Annotated in this window: 17 protein-coding genes and 5 tRNA genes; 3 read left to right on the plus strand and 19 right to left on the minus strand. The window is 65.0% G+C overall.

Features of this window, described 5'->3' with window-relative positions; translation table 11 throughout:
* Positions 1–159: 159 nt before the first annotated feature.
* The 18 genes from rplL to IPI67_20240 form a co-directional block, all read right to left on the minus strand.
* The gene (rplL, locus tag IPI67_20155; GenBank protein ID MBK7582501.1) at positions 160–540 is read right to left on the minus strand and encodes a 50S ribosomal protein L7/L12; all 381 of its coding nucleotides are present in this window, start codon (positions 538–540) and stop codon (positions 160–162) included.
* 140 nt (positions 541–680) lie between these two features.
* Positions 681–1,205: a 50S ribosomal protein L10 gene (locus IPI67_20160; protein ID MBK7582502.1), complete on the minus strand. Its 525-nt coding sequence runs from the start codon at positions 1,203–1,205 to the stop codon at positions 681–683.
* 1 nt (position 1,206) lies between these two features.
* Positions 1,207–1,920 carry a 50S ribosomal protein L1 gene (locus tag IPI67_20165; GenBank protein ID MBK7582503.1) on the minus strand — a complete coding sequence of 238 codons (714 nt, stop codon included), beginning with the start codon at positions 1,918–1,920 and terminating at the stop codon, positions 1,207–1,209.
* 91 nt (positions 1,921–2,011) lie between these two features.
* Positions 2,012–2,464 (minus strand): 50S ribosomal protein L11, encoded by a 453-nt coding sequence (gene rplK, locus IPI67_20170; protein MBK7582504.1) that lies wholly within the window; start codon positions 2,462–2,464, stop codon positions 2,012–2,014.
* A 97-nt stretch (positions 2,465–2,561) separates the two neighbouring features.
* Positions 2,562–3,134: a transcription termination/antitermination protein NusG gene (nusG, locus tag IPI67_20175; GenBank protein MBK7582505.1), complete on the minus strand. Its 573-nt coding sequence runs from the start codon at positions 3,132–3,134 to the stop codon at positions 2,562–2,564.
* Positions 3,135–3,154: 20 nt separating this feature from the next.
* The gene (gene secE, locus IPI67_20180; protein MBK7582506.1) at positions 3,155–3,892 is read right to left on the minus strand and encodes a preprotein translocase subunit SecE; all 738 of its coding nucleotides are present in this window, start codon (positions 3,890–3,892) and stop codon (positions 3,155–3,157) included.
* Between the two features lie 112 nt (positions 3,893–4,004).
* Positions 4,005–4,077: transfer RNA gene (locus tag IPI67_20185), tRNA-Trp, on the minus strand.
* A 49-nt stretch (positions 4,078–4,126) separates the two neighbouring features.
* Positions 4,127–4,306 (minus strand): 50S ribosomal protein L33, encoded by a 180-nt coding sequence (gene rpmG / locus IPI67_20190; GenBank protein MBK7582507.1) that lies wholly within the window; start codon positions 4,304–4,306, stop codon positions 4,127–4,129.
* Positions 4,307–4,316: 10 nt separating this feature from the next.
* Positions 4,317–5,507 carry an elongation factor Tu gene (gene tuf, locus IPI67_20195; protein MBK7582508.1) on the minus strand — a complete coding sequence of 397 codons (1,191 nt, stop codon included), beginning with the start codon at positions 5,505–5,507 and terminating at the stop codon, positions 4,317–4,319.
* Positions 5,508–5,558: 51 nt separating this feature from the next.
* A tRNA-Thr gene (locus tag IPI67_20200) sits at positions 5,559–5,631 on the minus strand.
* Positions 5,632–5,656: 25 nt separating this feature from the next.
* A tRNA-Gly gene (locus IPI67_20205) sits at positions 5,657–5,729 on the minus strand.
* Between the two features lie 42 nt (positions 5,730–5,771).
* Positions 5,772–5,854: transfer RNA gene (locus tag IPI67_20210), tRNA-Tyr, on the minus strand.
* 42 nt (positions 5,855–5,896) lie between these two features.
* A tRNA-Thr gene (locus IPI67_20215) sits at positions 5,897–5,969 on the minus strand.
* Positions 5,970–6,315: 346 nt separating this feature from the next.
* Positions 6,316–7,764: a hypothetical protein gene (locus tag IPI67_20220; protein ID MBK7582509.1), complete on the minus strand. Its 1,449-nt coding sequence runs from the start codon at positions 7,762–7,764 to the stop codon at positions 6,316–6,318.
* 200 nt (positions 7,765–7,964) lie between these two features.
* Complete coding sequence (locus tag IPI67_20225; protein MBK7582510.1) at positions 7,965–8,279, minus strand: type II toxin-antitoxin system RelE/ParE family toxin; 315 nt, start codon at positions 8,277–8,279, stop codon at positions 7,965–7,967.
* The gene (locus IPI67_20230) at positions 8,276–8,647 is read right to left on the minus strand and encodes a hypothetical protein (GenBank protein ID MBK7582511.1); all 372 of its coding nucleotides are present in this window, start codon (positions 8,645–8,647) and stop codon (positions 8,276–8,278) included. Before IPI67_20230 ends, IPI67_20225 begins: the two co-directional genes overlap by 4 nt.
* A gap of 2,424 nt (positions 8,648–11,071) precedes the next feature.
* Positions 11,072–11,425 carry a DUF559 domain-containing protein gene (locus IPI67_20235; protein MBK7582512.1) on the minus strand — a complete coding sequence of 118 codons (354 nt, stop codon included), beginning with the start codon at positions 11,423–11,425 and terminating at the stop codon, positions 11,072–11,074.
* Between the two features lie 202 nt (positions 11,426–11,627).
* Complete coding sequence (locus IPI67_20240; GenBank protein MBK7582513.1) at positions 11,628–12,056, minus strand: hypothetical protein; 429 nt, start codon at positions 12,054–12,056, stop codon at positions 11,628–11,630.
* A 326-nt stretch (positions 12,057–12,382) separates the two neighbouring features.
* Here IPI67_20240 and IPI67_20245 point away from each other — a divergent pair, with 326 nt between their 5' ends.
* From IPI67_20245 to IPI67_20255, 3 genes are all read left to right on the plus strand, one after another.
* A complete protein-coding gene (locus tag IPI67_20245; GenBank protein ID MBK7582514.1) occupies positions 12,383–12,592 on the plus strand; it encodes a 2-phospho-L-lactate guanylyltransferase in 210 nt (69 codons plus the stop codon).
* Positions 12,589–12,825 (plus strand): type II toxin-antitoxin system HicA family toxin, encoded by a 237-nt coding sequence (locus IPI67_20250; GenBank protein MBK7582515.1) that lies wholly within the window; start codon positions 12,589–12,591, stop codon positions 12,823–12,825. Before IPI67_20245 ends, IPI67_20250 begins: the two co-directional genes overlap by 4 nt.
* An 810-nt stretch (positions 12,826–13,635) precedes the next feature.
* Positions 13,636–14,301, plus strand: a complete 666-nt coding sequence (locus IPI67_20255) for a zinc ribbon domain-containing protein (GenBank protein ID MBK7582516.1) — start codon at positions 13,636–13,638, stop codon at positions 14,299–14,301.
* Here the strand turns inward: IPI67_20255 and IPI67_20260 are convergent.
* On the minus strand, positions 14,201–15,979 hold the full coding sequence (locus tag IPI67_20260; GenBank protein ID MBK7582517.1) for a transposase: 1,779 nt from the start codon (positions 15,977–15,979) through the stop codon (positions 14,201–14,203). The genes IPI67_20255 and IPI67_20260 overlap by 101 nt on opposite strands.
* Positions 15,980–15,983 lie beyond the last annotated feature (4 nt).

Genomic DNA, 15,983 nt, shown 5'->3' on the forward strand with positions numbered 1-15,983 from the left:
GAAGACCAAGACGACAAAACGCCAGCGCAGCGGCGCACCACGGCTTTCACGTGGTGGCCACGCGCGGGCGAGACTGACGAAGTCGATGCGGGGTCAAGTTGGATTGGGCCGGGACGTTGGAGCCATGGCGCGCGCCATGGCCCCTCCGCCCCGAGGACCTCACTTGACCTCGACCTTTGCGCCAGCTTCTTCGAGCTTCTTCTTGATGTCGGCCGTCTCGTCCTTGCCAATGCCCTCCTTGACGGGCTTCGGCGCGCCTTCGACCAGGTCCTTCGCCTCTTTGAGGCCCAGGCCCGTGATCTCGCGGACGATCTTGATGACGTTGATCTTGCTCGGACCTGCGTCGGCGAGGATGACGTCGAACTCCGTCTTCTCCTCGACCGCTGCGGCCTGAGCGCCGCCTCCGCCCACGCCCGCAACCGCGACCGGTGCAGCGGACACGCCCCACTTGGTCTCGAGCTCCTTCACGAGCTCCGCGATCTGGATGACCGGGAGGTTGGAAAGGTAATCGACGATCTGCTCTCGAGTAATCTCAGCCATTTTCTTGCTCCATCAAGGCCCCGAAACGAGTGTGTCGCGGCGCCGGAATCTGTTCTTGGTTAATTGGTTCGGTGCGTCTTTTCCGTGAAATCTGCGGCCCACCGCCAAGCGCGTTTGCCCTTCGAACGGTGGGTCGTGGGTCAGCCCTCGTCCTTGCGCTGTTTTGCCGCCAAGACACCGACCATTTCACGGGCCGGAGCGTTGAGCAGCATCACGAAGCGCTGTGCGGGGGCGATCATCTGTGCGAGCAACATCGCGCGCGCCTCGTCCTTGCCGGGCATGTTCGCCAGGGTGTTCTCCACGCTCGTGGCGTCGAGAACCTGTCCTTCGAGCACGCCGGCCTTGACCTGGAGCTTGTCGTTCTCGCGCTTGAACTCCTTGACCACCTTGGCGGCGGCGTTGGGTTCTTCGTAGCTCCACGCGACGCCCGTCATGCCCTTCAGGGCCTTGGCGAGCCCACCGACCCAGGCTTCTCCCGCGAGAGCCTGCTTGACCAGGGTGTTCTTGACGACTTTGTACTCCACGCCTTTGGCGCGGAACGCGTCGCGAAGTTTGGTTACGTCCTCGACCTTCATGCCGGTGAAGTCGAGGAAGACGGCAGAGGTCATCTTCTCGAAGCGGGCCTTGAGGACCTGGACCGCCGCCTCTTTTTCGGTGCGATGCATCTCAGTGCTCCTCTTCCTTGGAGACCAGCGTGCCCGGGTCGACGCGCACGCCGGGTCCCATCGTGCTCGAGAGCGTGATGCTCCGGAGGTAGACACCCTTGGCCGTCGAAGGACGCTTGTTGTTCAGCTCTCGGATCAGCGCGTGAGTGTTCTCGGCGAGCTTCGCCGCCTCGAACGACGCACGACCGACGCGGCAGTGGACCACCCCGGCCTTGTCGACGCGGTATTCGACCTTGCCGGCCTTGGCGTCCTTGACGGCGTTGGTGACGTCCATGGTCACCGTTCCGACCTTCGGGTTCGGCATCAAGCCGCGCGGACCGAGCACGCGGCCGAGCTTGCCGACTGCGCCCATCATGTCCGGAGTGGCGATCACGCGGTCGAAGTCCATGAAACCCTCGGTGACCTTGGCCACCAGCTCGTCGGCGCCGGCGAAATCCGCCCCCGCCGCCGTGGCTTCTTTTTCCTTGTCACCACGAGCGAACACGAGCACGCGCACGCTCTTGCCCGTGCCGTTCGGGAGCATGATGGCCCCACGCACCATTTGATCGGCATGCTTCGGGTTCACGCCCAGACGCACGGCGATGTCGACGCTCTCGTCGAACTTCGCGTACGCAGTCTGTTTGACGAGCTCCGCGGCCTGCTCGACCGTGAAGCGCTTGTCGCGGTCGAACACCGCCACCGCTTTGGTTCTCTTCTTGCTGTCTTTGGTTGCCATTGTTTGTTCGTCTTTCGACTCCTGGAGAGCGGGGTACTCGAGGCAGAAGGCCCGAGCCTCCGTTCCAGTACGTTTGTTGGTTGCCAGCCGCTTAGCGGCTGACGTCCACACCCATGCTGCGAGCCGTGCCTGCGATGCTGCGAGTCGCGGCTTCGAGGTCGGTGGTGTTCATGTCCTGGATCTTGGATTTCGCGATCTCGGTGACCTGCGCCCAGGTGAGCGAGCCGACCTTGACCTTGTTCGGCTCTTTCGAGCCGGAGCCCGGCTTCTTCGAGCTCGGCAGGCCGCAGGCCTTCTTGACCAGCACGCTCGCCGGCGGCGACTTCATCACGAAGGAGTAGGAACGATCGGCGTAGACGGTGATGACGACCGGGATGATGGTCTCACCGAGCGGCGCGGACTTGCTGTTGAAGTCCTTGCAGAACCCCATGATGTTGACACCGTGCTGGCCGAGCGCGGGGCCGACCGGAGGCGAAGGATTGGCCTTGCCCGCCGGAAGCTGGAGTTTGATGAACGCACTGATCTTTTTCTTTGCGGCTGCCATCTGCGTGCCTTTGAGCTAGTTCGTTTGCGATTCGGCGCGAGGTCTCGGAGGCCCAGCGCAAGTCTTCTTGGGAGCAACAGGCGTCCCGTCCGTCAACTCATCTCTTCTCTACGTGAGCGAAGTCGAGCTCGACGGGCGTGGGGCGTCCGAAGATGCTGACCATGACCTTGAGCTTCTGTTTGTCGGGCTTCACTTCCTGAACGGTGCCCGAGAAGTTGGCGAAGGCGCCGACTACCACGCGCACCTCGTCGCCCTCCTGGAACTGGTGCCGGGCCTTCGGCTTGACCGCGCCCTCGACGATGCCCTTGCGGAGATCCTCGATGTGCGGGGGCTTCACCTCTTGGGGACGCTGGTTGCCGATGAAACCGGTGACCTTGGGCGTGTCCTTGACGATGTGCCAGGCGTGCTCGCTCATCTCCATCTCGACGAACACGTAGCCGGGGAAGCTGGTCTTGGTCTTGACGCGCTGTTTGCCGTCCTTGGCCTGCGCGGTCACCGTCTCGGACGGGATCAAGATCTCGCCGAACTTCTCTTCCAGCTTGAACTGGCGAATGCGCTCCTGCAGCGCAGTCTTCACCTTGTTCTCGTAACCAGAATAGGTGGTGACGACGTACCACTTCTTGGCCGAAGAGCTCTCCTCGCTCGGAGTCTCCGCCGCAGAAGCAACCATTCCGTTCGTTTCGGGCTCAGTCATGCGCCGTACACCAGGTGAGTGAGAAATGACCAGAAGCGGTCGAGCAACGCCACGTAGACCGTTGCAATCATGCTCGCGACGATCACGACGATGGTTCCGTTGGTCACCGACTCGCGGTTGGGCCACGTCACCTTGGTGAGCTCGAGAGCTACCTCGTCGGCCCAGCGCCGTACTTGATCCCGGCGGTAAACCTGCACAATCGTCAAGACGCCAATCAGCGCACCAGCGCCCAGGGCGTAGCTGCCTCGCTCGTCTTCGGCGAAGCGCATCAGCTGCGGAACCGCGCGGGTTGCTGCGGGCCAATCGGCCAACGCACCCCAGCTCGCGATGATGATCTTCGACGAGACGAAAGCGACGAGGATGCCGGCCACGAAGAACGCGGCGTGCACGTAGCGCGCCGAGCTACCCAGCTGCTCCGCGGCCTCTAGCTCCGACTCGTGGGCAAGGGTCTTGGCTTCCTCGGCCAGGTCGTTGCGCAGGTTCGCCCTTCGCTCACGCTCGTGAGCCGCGGCGGAGTCGTCGCTCTCGTCGGCCGCGCCGGACTCGCTCTCCGAAGCGGAGTCCTCTGAATCGTCGACCGAGTCGTCGGCTTCCTCGGAGGACTCCGGAGCGTCGTCATGCGCGGAGGACTCCGAAGCGTCGTCGGCTTCGCGCTCGCCGTCGGACGCGTCGCCGCCCGTGGACTCGTCGTCCTCGTTCAGCTCGTCGTCTCTGTCTTCGTCCTTGCGTGCCATCTTCGATCTCTTCTGCGTCCGTGTTGCCCGATCGGGCCGGACTGGTCGGAAAGTTTTTCCGGTCGCCGAGTGCTTCTTGTGTCGAACCCGGTGCACCCGGCGCTCAACGTTGCAGGGGCTGAGGGACTCGAACCCACGACCTGCGGATTTGGAATCCGCTGCTCTACCAACTGAGCTAAACCCCTGTTGTTCCCGTGAAATCGACAGCTTTTGTCGAATTTCCCAGGGTTTTTCTCACTTACTCTCCTTGTGCAGCGTGTGCTTTTCGCAGGTCTTGCAGAACTTCTTGAGCTGGAGTGGCTGCGAGCCGTCGCGGCGCGCGATTGTCGTCTTGTAGTTGCGTTCGCCGCAGACCTCGCAAGCGAGGGCAATACGGAGCCGTCCAGGTTGGTCGGCCTTTTCGTTCGCAGCCACTCTCCTCTCGTTACTCGATGATCTTGGTGACGACGCCCGCGCCGACGGTCTTGCCGCCCTCACGGATGGCGAAGCGCATTTGCTCCTCCAGCGCCACGTTGGTGATGAGCTCCACTTCCACCGTCACGTTGTCACCCGGCATCACCATCTTGATGCCGTCGGGCAGCTTCACGCTCCCCGTGACGTCGGTCGTCCGGATGTAGAACTGCGGTTTGTAGTTGGTGAAGAACGGAGTGTGGCGGCCACCCTCCTCCTTCTTCAGCACGTACACCTCGCCCATGAACTTCTTGTGCGGCTTGATGCTACCCGGTGCTGCGATGATCTGACCGCGCTCGATCATGTCCTTGTCGATGCCGCGGAGCAGGCAGCCCACGTTGTCGCCAGCCTGACCCTCGTCCATCTGCTTGCGGAACATCTCGACGCCCGTCACGACCGTCTTCTTGTCGCGCTCGAAGCCGATCACCTCGACCTCGTCGTTGATGTGGACCTTGCCGCGCTCGATGCGGCCCGTCGCCACCGTTCCACGGCCCTTGATCGAGAACACGTCCTCGACCGCCATCAGGAAGGGCTTGTCCACCTCGCGCTGGGGCTGCGGGATCTCCGAGTCCAGCGCGGCGAGCAGCTCGTCGATCGTCGCTTCCCACTTCGCATCGCCTTGCAGCGCGGGCAGCGCGGCGCCGCGCACGATCTTCGCGTCGTCCCCCTTGAACTTGTACTTGGCCAGGAGCTCCCGGACTTCCATCTCGACCAGCTCGAGCATCTCCGGGTCTTCCACCGCGTCGCACTTGTTCAAGAACACCACGATGTCGTTCAGCCCGACCTGTCGCGCGAGCAGCACGTGCTCACGAGTCTGCGGCATCACGCTGTCCAGCGCGCTCACCACCAGAATAGCGCCGTCCATCTGCGCTGCGCCGGTGATCATGTTCTTGATGTAGTCGGCGTGACCGGGGCAATCGACGTGCGCGTAGTGCCGGGTCGCCGTCTCGTACTCCACGTGCGAGACCGCGATGGTCACCGTCTTCGTGTCGTCACGGACGATTCCGCCCTTCGCGATGTCGGCGTACTTGATCTCCTTCGCGAGATTCTTCTTGCTCTGCACCTTCACCAGAGCCGCCGTCAGCGTCGTCTTGCCGTGGTCGATGTGACCAATCGTGCCCACGTTCACATGGGGCTTCGAACGTACGAATTTCTCCTTGGCCATCGCTTCACTACCTTCTTCTTTGCTGCAATTTCAGAGGGTCTTTTGCCTTCGAGCCCACAAGCAGGATTGAACTGCTGACCTCGTCCTTACCAAGGACGCGCTCTACCATCTGAGCTATGTGGGCCGATTGAGCTCTGTCGGAATTTGGGAGCGGGAGAAGGGATTCGAACCCTCGACATTCAGCTTGGAAGGCTGACGCTCTACCAACTGAGCTACTCCCGCGTTCGTTCTCCTCTTAACCTTCGTGTTCTGTCGTCTTCGGAGTGGAGGGTATTGGATTCGAACCACTGTAGGCGTACGCCGGCGGGTTTACAGCCCGCTCCCTTTGGCCACTCGGGCAACCCTCCGCAAGTTTCTGACTACGATTCGATCTGTTCTCTTTGCTTTCGAGCTAGCGAGGGGACTCGAACCCCTAACCGCCTGTTTACAAAACAGGTGCTCTACCGGTTGAGCTACGCCAGCGTTGTGCGCTCTAGCGATGACTCGTAACGACTCTGACCGACCGGCAGTGACTCCTGTTTTGAGAGGCGACTGCACCGTTCACGGTTTCGCTGGGCAAGACCGTGTTCGTGTGCGAGATAGGACGCCCCACCGACGCCACCGGCGGCGCTGCTTTAGCGACACCAATGGCGGACGGGTGAGGACCCGTGGACGACCGGCGCGTGGTAGCGCCAGCCCTGGGGGGTGTCAAGCACATTTCGTACCGCGCCCAGGCCGCTTCCACTGCTCATAAATTCAGAAGTGGATTCGGATGGTTGGGCCGCGGGGCTGAGGGGGTTTCGAGAGCACGCCCCTCGACCCCGGGCGTTCAGGGGCGAAGGCGCCTTCGCGCCCGCCGCAGCCCGAGGCTCCCGGCCAACAAGCCGGCGAGCGCCCATCCCTCGGTGCCGCGGGAGCGCGGTAGCTCGCAGCTGCAGCCGGCGTCATCGCTGGAGGCCGGGGTGCTCGTGCCTGCGTCGGGTCCTGCGTCACTGCCTGGCGCTGGGCACTTTGGAATGCCTTGGCCGCCGCCTCCCTCCCAGGTGGCCGGCGTGGCGATGGCGTAGAGGTTGTGGAGGAGAAGGTAGTCGACCCCGTTGTAGCGAATGCCCTCGCTGTTGGGCGAGCCGACGTAGTGCTGGCTCTTGCCGCGGATGAAGCGGTTCCAGACCGTGAAGCCGTGGACAGCCGGCCCGCCGGGCAGCGGAGACTTCGGCTCGGCGCCTGCCGGGAGCTCATCGAGCATCTGCCGCGCGCGCTGATTGACCTGCGAGCCGACCGTGCACCAGCCCGCGTCGAGGTCGTGGAGCACTCGATGCGCGAGGGGGTAGGCGGGCCAGTCTTCTTTTTTCGACAGCTCGGCGAGCACCTCGGCCGTCTCACTGCCCCAGCCGTTGCCAACGGCGGCGATGGCCATGGCCATGTGGAGGTTGTCCTCATCGATGTACTGCGGCGCGGTGCTTTGTTTCGACAGCTCCCAGATCCCAGCCAGCGCCTCCTCGACTGGTGGCAGGAACGCACCATCGGAGAGGAAGCCCGCCGTGAGCTGGGTGCCGTGGGAAAAACCGGAGGCGAGCGGCCCGCGCGCGACGTTTCGATCGGCGCACGCCGGGTTGGTGATCACCCAGTTGTGAGCCGACACGTGCTCGAGGATGCGTTTGCCTTGTTCGACCGCCCACGCGTTCAGATCGCGCGCCTTCACGAAGGTCTGTTTGGGCACCAGCGCCTTCACCAGCGCGAGCCCGAGGATCACGTGATAGACCTGATCTTGGCTCATCTCCTTGTTGGTGATGGCGGAATCGATGAAGTCCGACGTCATCGCGGTCATCGGCGGGAAGTTCGAGTAGAAGCCGTCCGGCACGTCGTCGCGCAGGAAGAAGCCGTTGAGCTTCGGCTCCTGGCTGCACGGCGGCGGGAACGAGGCGTCCGCGACCAGATCGAGGCGTTCCATCGCTCGCAGCGCGAAGTAGAGCTCGTCGGCGGTCGTGGCCAGCGTGCCCGGCGCTCCCGGATAGAGCGCGGGGTGCGAGAGGAGGTAGTGCTCGGTCGCCAGCGCGCCGATGTACCAACCGAGGCCGATGCTGCTGTCGGACCATCGGATGATGCCCTGCGGCTCGATGCGCTCGTCCGCGGGTTGGCTCTTGCCGGGCGCGTCACCGACGACGATGAACTCGCTGGCGAGGCGCGCGCGCAGCGCTTGGTACTTGGCGGCGTTCTCGGCGGTCGTCGCGGCGGAGGCGGTGGCGGAGAAGAGGAGCGCGGCGAGGAGGAAGCGCATATCCCGGACTATCCCATGCGCGCGAACTCGGGGACGCGAAACGGTCCGACGGCCCACAGGACCAGGCTGCGGGCGCGTTCTCCCCCGCCGGGGACTTTTGCCGCGCGCTCGGTTGCGCGGATGAGCTTCAAGGCGCACGAGCGCGGGCTCATGGTCCTCCTGGCGAGTCTCCTTCGGCATTGGCGAATCGGCCGGCTTCCCTATCGAGTTGGCACCCGGTCGCCCCAGTAACCGGGGCGCTGCCGAGGGTGCATGTACGCGAGAATGTGAACCGCGTCGGCGACCTGCAGGTACACGACCAGATGTGGGAATCGGCCGACGGCATGCGCGCACTGCCCACCTCCCACGCCCCCGAATGGCGGAAAGCGCTGCGGATTGTCCAGAACGTCGCGTGTGCGTTGCCGCATTTCCTCAAGGAACTCCAGGCCGAGGCCGGGAACGCTCTCTTCGTAGCGATCTGCCGCCTCTTCGAGTTCGGTTTCGGCCTCGGGCTCGATGATGAGCCGCAGTGTCATCGCGCCTTGAGCTTGGACTCGAGCCGGTCGAAGACTTCGTCACCCGCCTTGCCGTGCGACTGTCCGGACCGCACTCGCGCGGCGCGCCGGGCAACTTCGACTTCCCAATCTGCTGCGAGCTTCGCGATCGATTCCCGAGGAGCGATCGCGTCGACGACAACGCGCCGTTCGTCCTCGGAAAGCGCGGATGCACTGGCGATGATTTCGCGGACTCGGGCGGCGGACATGACCAGATCTTGCGCCGCGAGTCGCCGGTTGTCGAGCCCGCTGCTGCGCACTCGCTTGGCCCAGTGCCTGACGCGCCTTGTGCGGCACTTGGGCGGAGCCTGACCGCGGCGCAGGTAGGAGCGTACGGCGAGGAAGCTCACGCCGCCGTTATCGAAGCGAGGCCCCGCCAGCGCGGAACGAGGTGTCTCCCCCACGCGCGCGGCGCGCGCCATCGGCAAGGCGCCGGTGGTCTTGGAAAAACTTCAACCGGCGCGCGCTGCCGCGTGGGGGGGAGACCGCCGAGCGCAGCGAGGCGAGTGGGGGCAGCCCTACTTGGCGGCGTTCTCGGCGGTGGTGGCAGCGGAGGCGGTGGTGGTGGTGGTGAAGAGGAGCGCGGCGAGCAAGAAGCGCATTGGAGAAGAGAGTGTACCTGGTCGGCGCGGTGCCTGGACAGCTCACCAGCGTTCTACCGAGCGGTTTGAACCCAGGGCGGTCGCGTGGCGCACACTCGCGGTGGAGCGTGTCCAGGTTTTGGATGGGTCGACGAGGTAGTTTGCGCACGCCGAGCTTGGCCTCGGGACGCGCGACCTGTGCCCTCACGCGCTCCGACGTCCGTCTGGAGTCAAGAGCGCGAAGGCGGCACGCAAGAGTGGCTCGGCGCCAAGCTCGACGCCGCACAGCCGTGCTGAGGGATGTAGCGTTCGAGCGCTTGCTCGATGACCGCTGCCAAGGCTGCGCTCGGAACGGAGTGGCTGGCCAGGCTCACGGCGAGCTCGACCTTTGCGCGCAGCGCCAGCGCGCGACGGAGAGCGGCTCGAGCCGGGACCGAGCAGGTGTGATCTTCCCCCGGTGGAGTGGATCAGTCCAAGAGCGCCGCTAAAGTGAAGTTCAAGGATCGCCCGACGGACGGGGTTTTCACCAGGCACAGCGGCCCGCGCGAGAGCGTTCACCACGTGCTCCGCGGGCGGCTACACGACCGCCACCCGCTGCGCCGAAGCTCGCGGCCGCGGGGGACGTCCGCGCGCCGGTTTCAGTCTGGACAGCAACTACTTCGGAAAACACATCGACTCAGTGATGAGGCTCAGGTTCGTTCCGCAGGAACAAACTTGGTCGTCCGGCGGCAGGCCGTAGCCGCAGGTGATCGGGCTGTACGTCACCTCTCGGCATTCCTCGCCGGCTGCACATTCGCTCGGCGCCGAGCACTTTGCACGATAGCAGCCGTTGCTATCCAAGATCGAGGACGGATGCCCGCAGTTGTTTGCTTCCGGGCGACACATTTCCGCAACGCATCCGCCCGAGACGTTCGGAGCGCAGTCGGGGCGTGTTCCGCCGGTCGCGTCCTGTCCAGCATCGTTACCTTCTCCGGCAGTTCCGCCGGTTCCAGTGCCAGTTTGGCCTTTGCTTCCGCTGTCTGCAGAGTCTGACGAACAGCCAGCGACGGACACTAGCCATAGCGCGACGAGGCAACTAGAAATGTGTTTCATTACAGGGTCTCCGAACTCTCATGCACCGTCGACTTTGGGAATGATAGTACGGCGCCGAGCGACCGTCGAACGGGTCGCAAGCCGCCCCGCGTCACGACGGCGAGCGCAACGACGAGATAACGCTGCTCCAAGCATCGCCGAAACGGCGAGCAATCGAAGCGCCTCGGATCCGGCTCGACCCGACCTGACAGCACAAGCTGACGGGCCCGATTCGTGCCCCTCGCCCCACTTCGTGAAGCTCGATAGCAAGGAAAAAAATGACATCCGTCAACTTGGGCGAACATCGCACCAGAGAAGCGCTCTTTCCCCTCACGGTGTGCGCGCGACATTCGTGACCTGCATCCCCCGAGCCGTCCCGCCCGGCTCTCGTTCTGGCCGCCGCGTGCAGCAGCGTAGCCGCCCGGCAAGTGCACTGTTCGCGGCCGGCCGGCCCTGGGTAGAAGGCGCGGCTCGGCTACGGCGTGACGGCGTCGACGAGGGGGTCGGCCCCGTGAGCAGAGCGCTGAAGACCACCGTGGTCGCAGGCGCCACAGGCAGCGAACACACCGCTGGTGTGCCAGCGCATACCGCGCCTGGACCGCACTTGAGCCCGGAACCAAATGGACTCGCAGCGTCTCGAGCACTTCCCGCTGGTTTGGCAGCAGGGCCAGACTTTCTCCCGAAGACGCCTCTTCAACCAGAGGGAAGTGAGCGCGGACCACGACTGGACCTCGCCTTCTTGGTCACGCGCCGGCGCGTTCGCGAGGGTTTTTTTACGAGGGGTTTCGGTCATTGGCAACGAAGTTGCCGGGGCGCGCTTCGCCCATGCGCTCACCTTTGAAGTACACGATGGCGCGGTCGAAGTTCAAGCGGCCGAAGCGGACTTGGATCTTGCGATTTCGGAGGGCGCGTGGGGCTCGAAGCGGGTGTTCTTCAGCGGGAAGCTTTTGTCGGCAAGCACCGTGCGGTCCTGCTCGATGAAGAACAGCACGCCACGCGCGCCTGGGCGAGCCGCGTGCCACCGAGGAAGGCGGGGCAATGCGCGTGGCGATGCTGGCGAACGGCCGGCGAGCGGGTGGCGATCGACGCGCTTCGTGACACCCGGCGGAGTGCTACCCGTCGTCACCCGCCGAGCGCCGCGCGCACCCGCGCGACGGCTTCCCCGAGGTCTTGCGCCACGAGCTCTGCCGGCAGCCGCAGCACGCGCCACCCGCGGCGACCAAGCTCGCGGTCCCGGCGCGCATCCGCCGCGCGCCGCGCCGCGTGATACGCACCATCAACTTCAATCACGAGGCGCGCGGAAGGAACGGCGAAGTCCGCAATGTACCGGCCGATGACGTACTGGCGACGGACGACCGCGCCCAGCTTCTGGCCGGAGAGCTCCCGCCACAGCGCCTCTTCCGCAGGCGTTGGCGCGAAGCGCATGGCGCGTGCCCGAGCTTCGATGACGTGCGAGTGAGTGAGCTTCCGAGACATGGCACCTCCTGTCCGGCACCGCGGCCGGGCTTTGCCCACTCACGGCGCAGGAGTCGTGACAGCCGCCTCCATCCCTCGCAGCCCGCCTTGCGCGCGTCGGTTTCACGCGGCGCACTCGCGGGAGCATGGCGGCTGGCGCGACTCGTGCGCCACTTGGGCAGAGCCCGGCCGCGGTGCCGGCAGGAGCCAGCGGCGCGGAAGCTCACGACGCCGTCATCGAAGTGAGCGCCGTCCAGCGTGGAGCGGCCCCGGCACTCCCGTTGCGAGGACTCGACAGTCTCGGAGCGACGTGTCTCCCCCATGCGCGCGGCGCGCGCCATCGGCAAGGCGCCGGTGGTCTTGGAAAAACTTCAACCGGCGCGCGCTGCCGCGTAAGGGGGAGACCGCCGAGCGCAGCGAGGCGAGTGGGGGCAGCTACACAGCCGAGGCCGATGCTGCTGTCGGACCAACGGATGATGCCCTGGGGCTCGATGCGCTCGTCCGCGGGCTGACTCATGCCGGGTGCGTCACCGACGACGATGAACTCGCTGGCGAGGCGCGCGCGCAGCGCTTGGTACTTGGCGGCGTTCTCGGCGGTCGTCGCGGCGGAGGCGGTGGCGGAGAAGAGGAGCGCGGCGAGGAGGAAGCGCATGGCGGGAAGAGCAGGCGCCGGCACGGAGCTGCTCACTTCTTTTCGTACCAGGTCGCGTTCAGTCGGCACAGGTCTTTGCAGCACCGGAACCCCATGTCATCGAAGTGCTGCTCGAGATTGACCGTACCATATGACCCGCGTCCGAGGTCGGCCACAGCATCGACTGTCGCGAGGTCGGAGCCGGCTTCACCTGCCAGACGGTGCCCGGTGCCTACGAGACGGGAAAGGTCTACGAGCGCATTTGCTGCAGGGCCAACAAGGACAGCGGTCGGCCTGCATGAGTGTCGCGCTGGACGAGTACCAATCCGTTCGCTACATTGTTCGAAGTGAACGAGTTGGTGTTCCAAGTGACGCAAGAAGCGGACGGCGGGTTCGTTGCTGAATGCTTGACCGACCCCATCTTCACGCAGGCCGACTCGTGGGATGGGTTGCGCGAGAGCGTGCGGGACGCGGTGCGCGGCTATTTTTTCGACAAGCCGATGCCGGCCAATATCCGGCTCCACCTCGTTCGTGACGAACTGCTGGCGACGGCTTGAAGCTCCCCCGTGACCTCAGCGGCAGCCGGCTGGCGCAAATGCTCACCACGCGTTGGGGGTACGTCTTGAAGCATCAGGCCGGGAGTCACCTCATCCTAGAGACCGAGCAGCCTTCGCACCAACGTATCGCTATTCCGGCTCACAAGAGTCTTCGTGTCGGAACGTTGCACGCGATCCTCCGGTCGGTGGCACAGCACAAGGGCGTCGGTCTCGAGACCATTCTCGCGGGTTGATACTGATCCCCGCCGCTGCGTTCACGCAGTTCACCGGCCTCGTTTCGTTCGCACCGGGTGTGTCGGTTCATGTGCTCCAGATGGCCCCTTGTCATGGCTATCACTCGCATTCGCCTGGAGCCCGGAACTGAAGCGACGGCGCACCAGTCTCGGAGCGACGCTTCCCTTCGAGCGCGACGGCGATCCAGACTCGGAGCGACGCGTCTCCCCCACGCGCGCAGCGCGCGCCATCGGCAAGGCGCCGGTGGTCTTGGAAAAACTTCAACCGGCGCGCGCTGCCGCGTAAGGGGGAGACCGCCGAGCGCAGCGAGGCGAGTGGGGGCAGCTACACAGCCCAGGCCGATGCTGCTGTCCGACCAGCGGATGATGCCTTGCGGTTCGATGCGCTCGTCGGCGGGCTGACTCATGCCGGGGGCGTCACCGACGACGATGAAGTCCGTGCTCAGGCGCGCGCGCAGCGCTTGGTACTTGGCGGCGTTCTCCGAGGTCGTGGCAGCGGAGGCCGTGGTGGAGAAGAGGAGCGCGGCGAGGAGGAAGCGCATGGGAGAAGAGAGTGTACCCGGTCGGCGCGGTGCGTGGACAGCTCACCAGCGTTCTCGACCACGCCTCTTGTGCCCGGCTCCGGTAATGGATCAGCTTGAGCCTGCCGCCGAAGGTCATGCGCAGGGTCGAGTTCTTCTGAGAGGGGGCTCAGAGAAACACCTGCGTGTGCCTTGGCGGAACGCTTGCTCGCCGCCCACTCGGCGCGGCACGCGTCCAGATGCCGGGGCGTCATGTTATTCTGCACCGAACTGGGACGTGGTTGGGACGATGAGCGGAGTCGATGCCGAGCTAGCGGAGCGGCGGGAGCGGCGTAGGCAGGCGCGGCTTCTCGCGTTGCGCCTGCTTCGTGCGAGCAAGACGCCGGAGCAGGTCATCGAGCGGCTTCGCCGCGATGGCTTTGGCGCCGAGGAAGCGGAGCGCGTGGTCGTGCGCGCGGACGACAGCCTGCAGCGCGGGTTGAACGAAGGTGCACGCGGCAGCTGCGGTCGGTGTGCGGCGGTGATGGACGAGCGTGCCGCATATTGCGAGGCGTGCGGTGCGAAGGTTCCCGATGCGTCGGCCCTGCACTACCATCGAACAGAGCTCGAGCCCCGACTGGCCAGGGGGCGGAAGTGGCTGGGCATCATGAGCTTCATGTACGCCCTCTGGAGCGTGGTCTTCGGGCTGATCCCCGGGAGTTGGTTCAACTTGGCGGTCAACATGGTTCTGGCGGCGATTCAGTTCGGGTTATGGCGGTGGGCCACGAAGAAGTTGTTGCCGGCCGCTGTGACCTCTTTGGTCCTGTACGCGACTCTGCTCTTGGTCGACGCGGTCGCAGACCCAGCCAGCCTTTTCAAAGGTATCGTGATAAAGGTGTTCTTTGTGGGCTTTTTTGTCGGCTCGATCCGAGCAGGCCTCGAGGCGCGAGCACACGGGACCGGCTCCGTCGCGTGAAGCCGGTCCGCCCCGGCTGCGGTGCACGGCAGCGTCCGCGCGCCGCGTCGCAGGTTCTCGCGCACGCTCTAGTGCAAGGCTGTCGCCTCCGGGCGGCGGCGCGCAGCTGCGGCGCCAAACATTCCGGAGCTGGCACCGTGCAATTGCATTCGGCGGAATTTCTGCTCGAAAGCGGCGTACGCTTCATGCGGCAACGTCCTCCCCGGGTTGCCGAGAGCACCGGTCGCACGCCTGCTGACGATTGTGCTCCAGCCGCCGCTTGCGCGCCTCCTGTCGCCGGGCAGCAAGTTCGTCGAGGGTGCAGGCCTGCGCGCCCCGAACCCGCGTGGTAGCGGGCTGGCGAGAGACGGAGGACTCGGAGCGCGGCGGACAACGGCAAGATCTTCCGCGCGCCTTCGACCGCTCCGAGCAGCAATCGCTTCCCTCTCTCGTCCGCCACGCGGCCGCGCTCGAGCGTGAACCCCGAGACGCGGAGCAAGGCAAGGACGAGCCGGAGGACCGCGATGAGCATGGCGGTCCGGTGCTCCAGCCCGAGGACACGAGCGCGAAGTGCCGCCTCGACTTCGTGCTCGGCCTCTAGAGACACGACGTCCCCTACGCCCCGTCGGATCCAGCTCTGCGCCGTGGAGCGCGGAATCTCGAGCTCCGGAAACAGTTCCGGATTCCCCGCATGGAGGATCTGCTCCTTTATGCGATGGTCGTAGGTCCGGCGCGAGCGGCTGGCCATGTCGTCAGCAGAGCACGCGCGGGCGCGGAAGTATGGGCGCGCGGGAAGAAGGTGAAAAGCGAATGGTTTCGCGGTGTGCAACTGCACCACGCTGGCTCTAGAATGTTCGGCGCCGCAGCTGGGCTGACTGAGCACGTACGCGCAGAGCGCCGTGTACGTCGGGCCAAGCACCTTCGCGAGCGCGTTGATCTGGTCCCAGAGCGTTTGCGAGTCGCTCTCGAGTCCCTGCCGCGCCGCCATTTTCACCTGTCGTTCGAGCGGCAAGTGGTCGGCGTACTTCGCGATCGCAACGTTGATCGCGAAGGCGACCGAGTAGCGCGCGCCCGGAAACAGCTTGAGCGGACCCGGAGCCGTCTCGATGCACGCGCCGCAGCCACAGCGATACTTCTGCCGGCGGTGCTTCTTCAGGACGTACTTCAGCTCGACGACGTCGACCTCTTCGCTTTCCTCGAATTGCCCGTCCCAGGTCTCGAGCTGGCCTCCGCACTTCGTGCAGACCTTGTCCGCTTCGTCGAGCAAGTGGACCTGCTCGACTTCCGGCAGCAGCGACTGAGCGCGCGGGCCGTGACCCGTCTGGACGGGCTTCTGGCCTTCCGGCTTGTCGCCTTGCCCACGCTTCTCGCTCTTGTCGCCGAAGAGCAGGTGGTTGCGCTTCGCCAGCTGCTGCTCGAGGTCTGCGATCTGGAGCTTCAGCTGCTCGGGGTCGCCGCCTTTGAGTGCATGGACATCGTTTCGTGTCGGTCCCAGAACAATGTGCAGGTCGATATGCCGTTGCACGTTCTTCATGATCGCGCCGAGGAGTTCGCTTCGAGCTTGTGCGTCCGTGGGTGGGAATCGGTAGCCAACGAAGACGATGGAAAGGTCGCGAACACCGTCGCGCGCCTGGTTGGCCCTCGTACGCGACCTTGACGACGCGGAGGTCGACGACATGGTGCGCGCGGTCAGACTCATGCTT

It is taken from the genome of Myxococcales bacterium, from assembly GCA_016706225.1.
Classification (GTDB): Bacteria; Myxococcota_A; Polyangia; order Polyangiales; family Polyangiaceae; genus JADJKB01.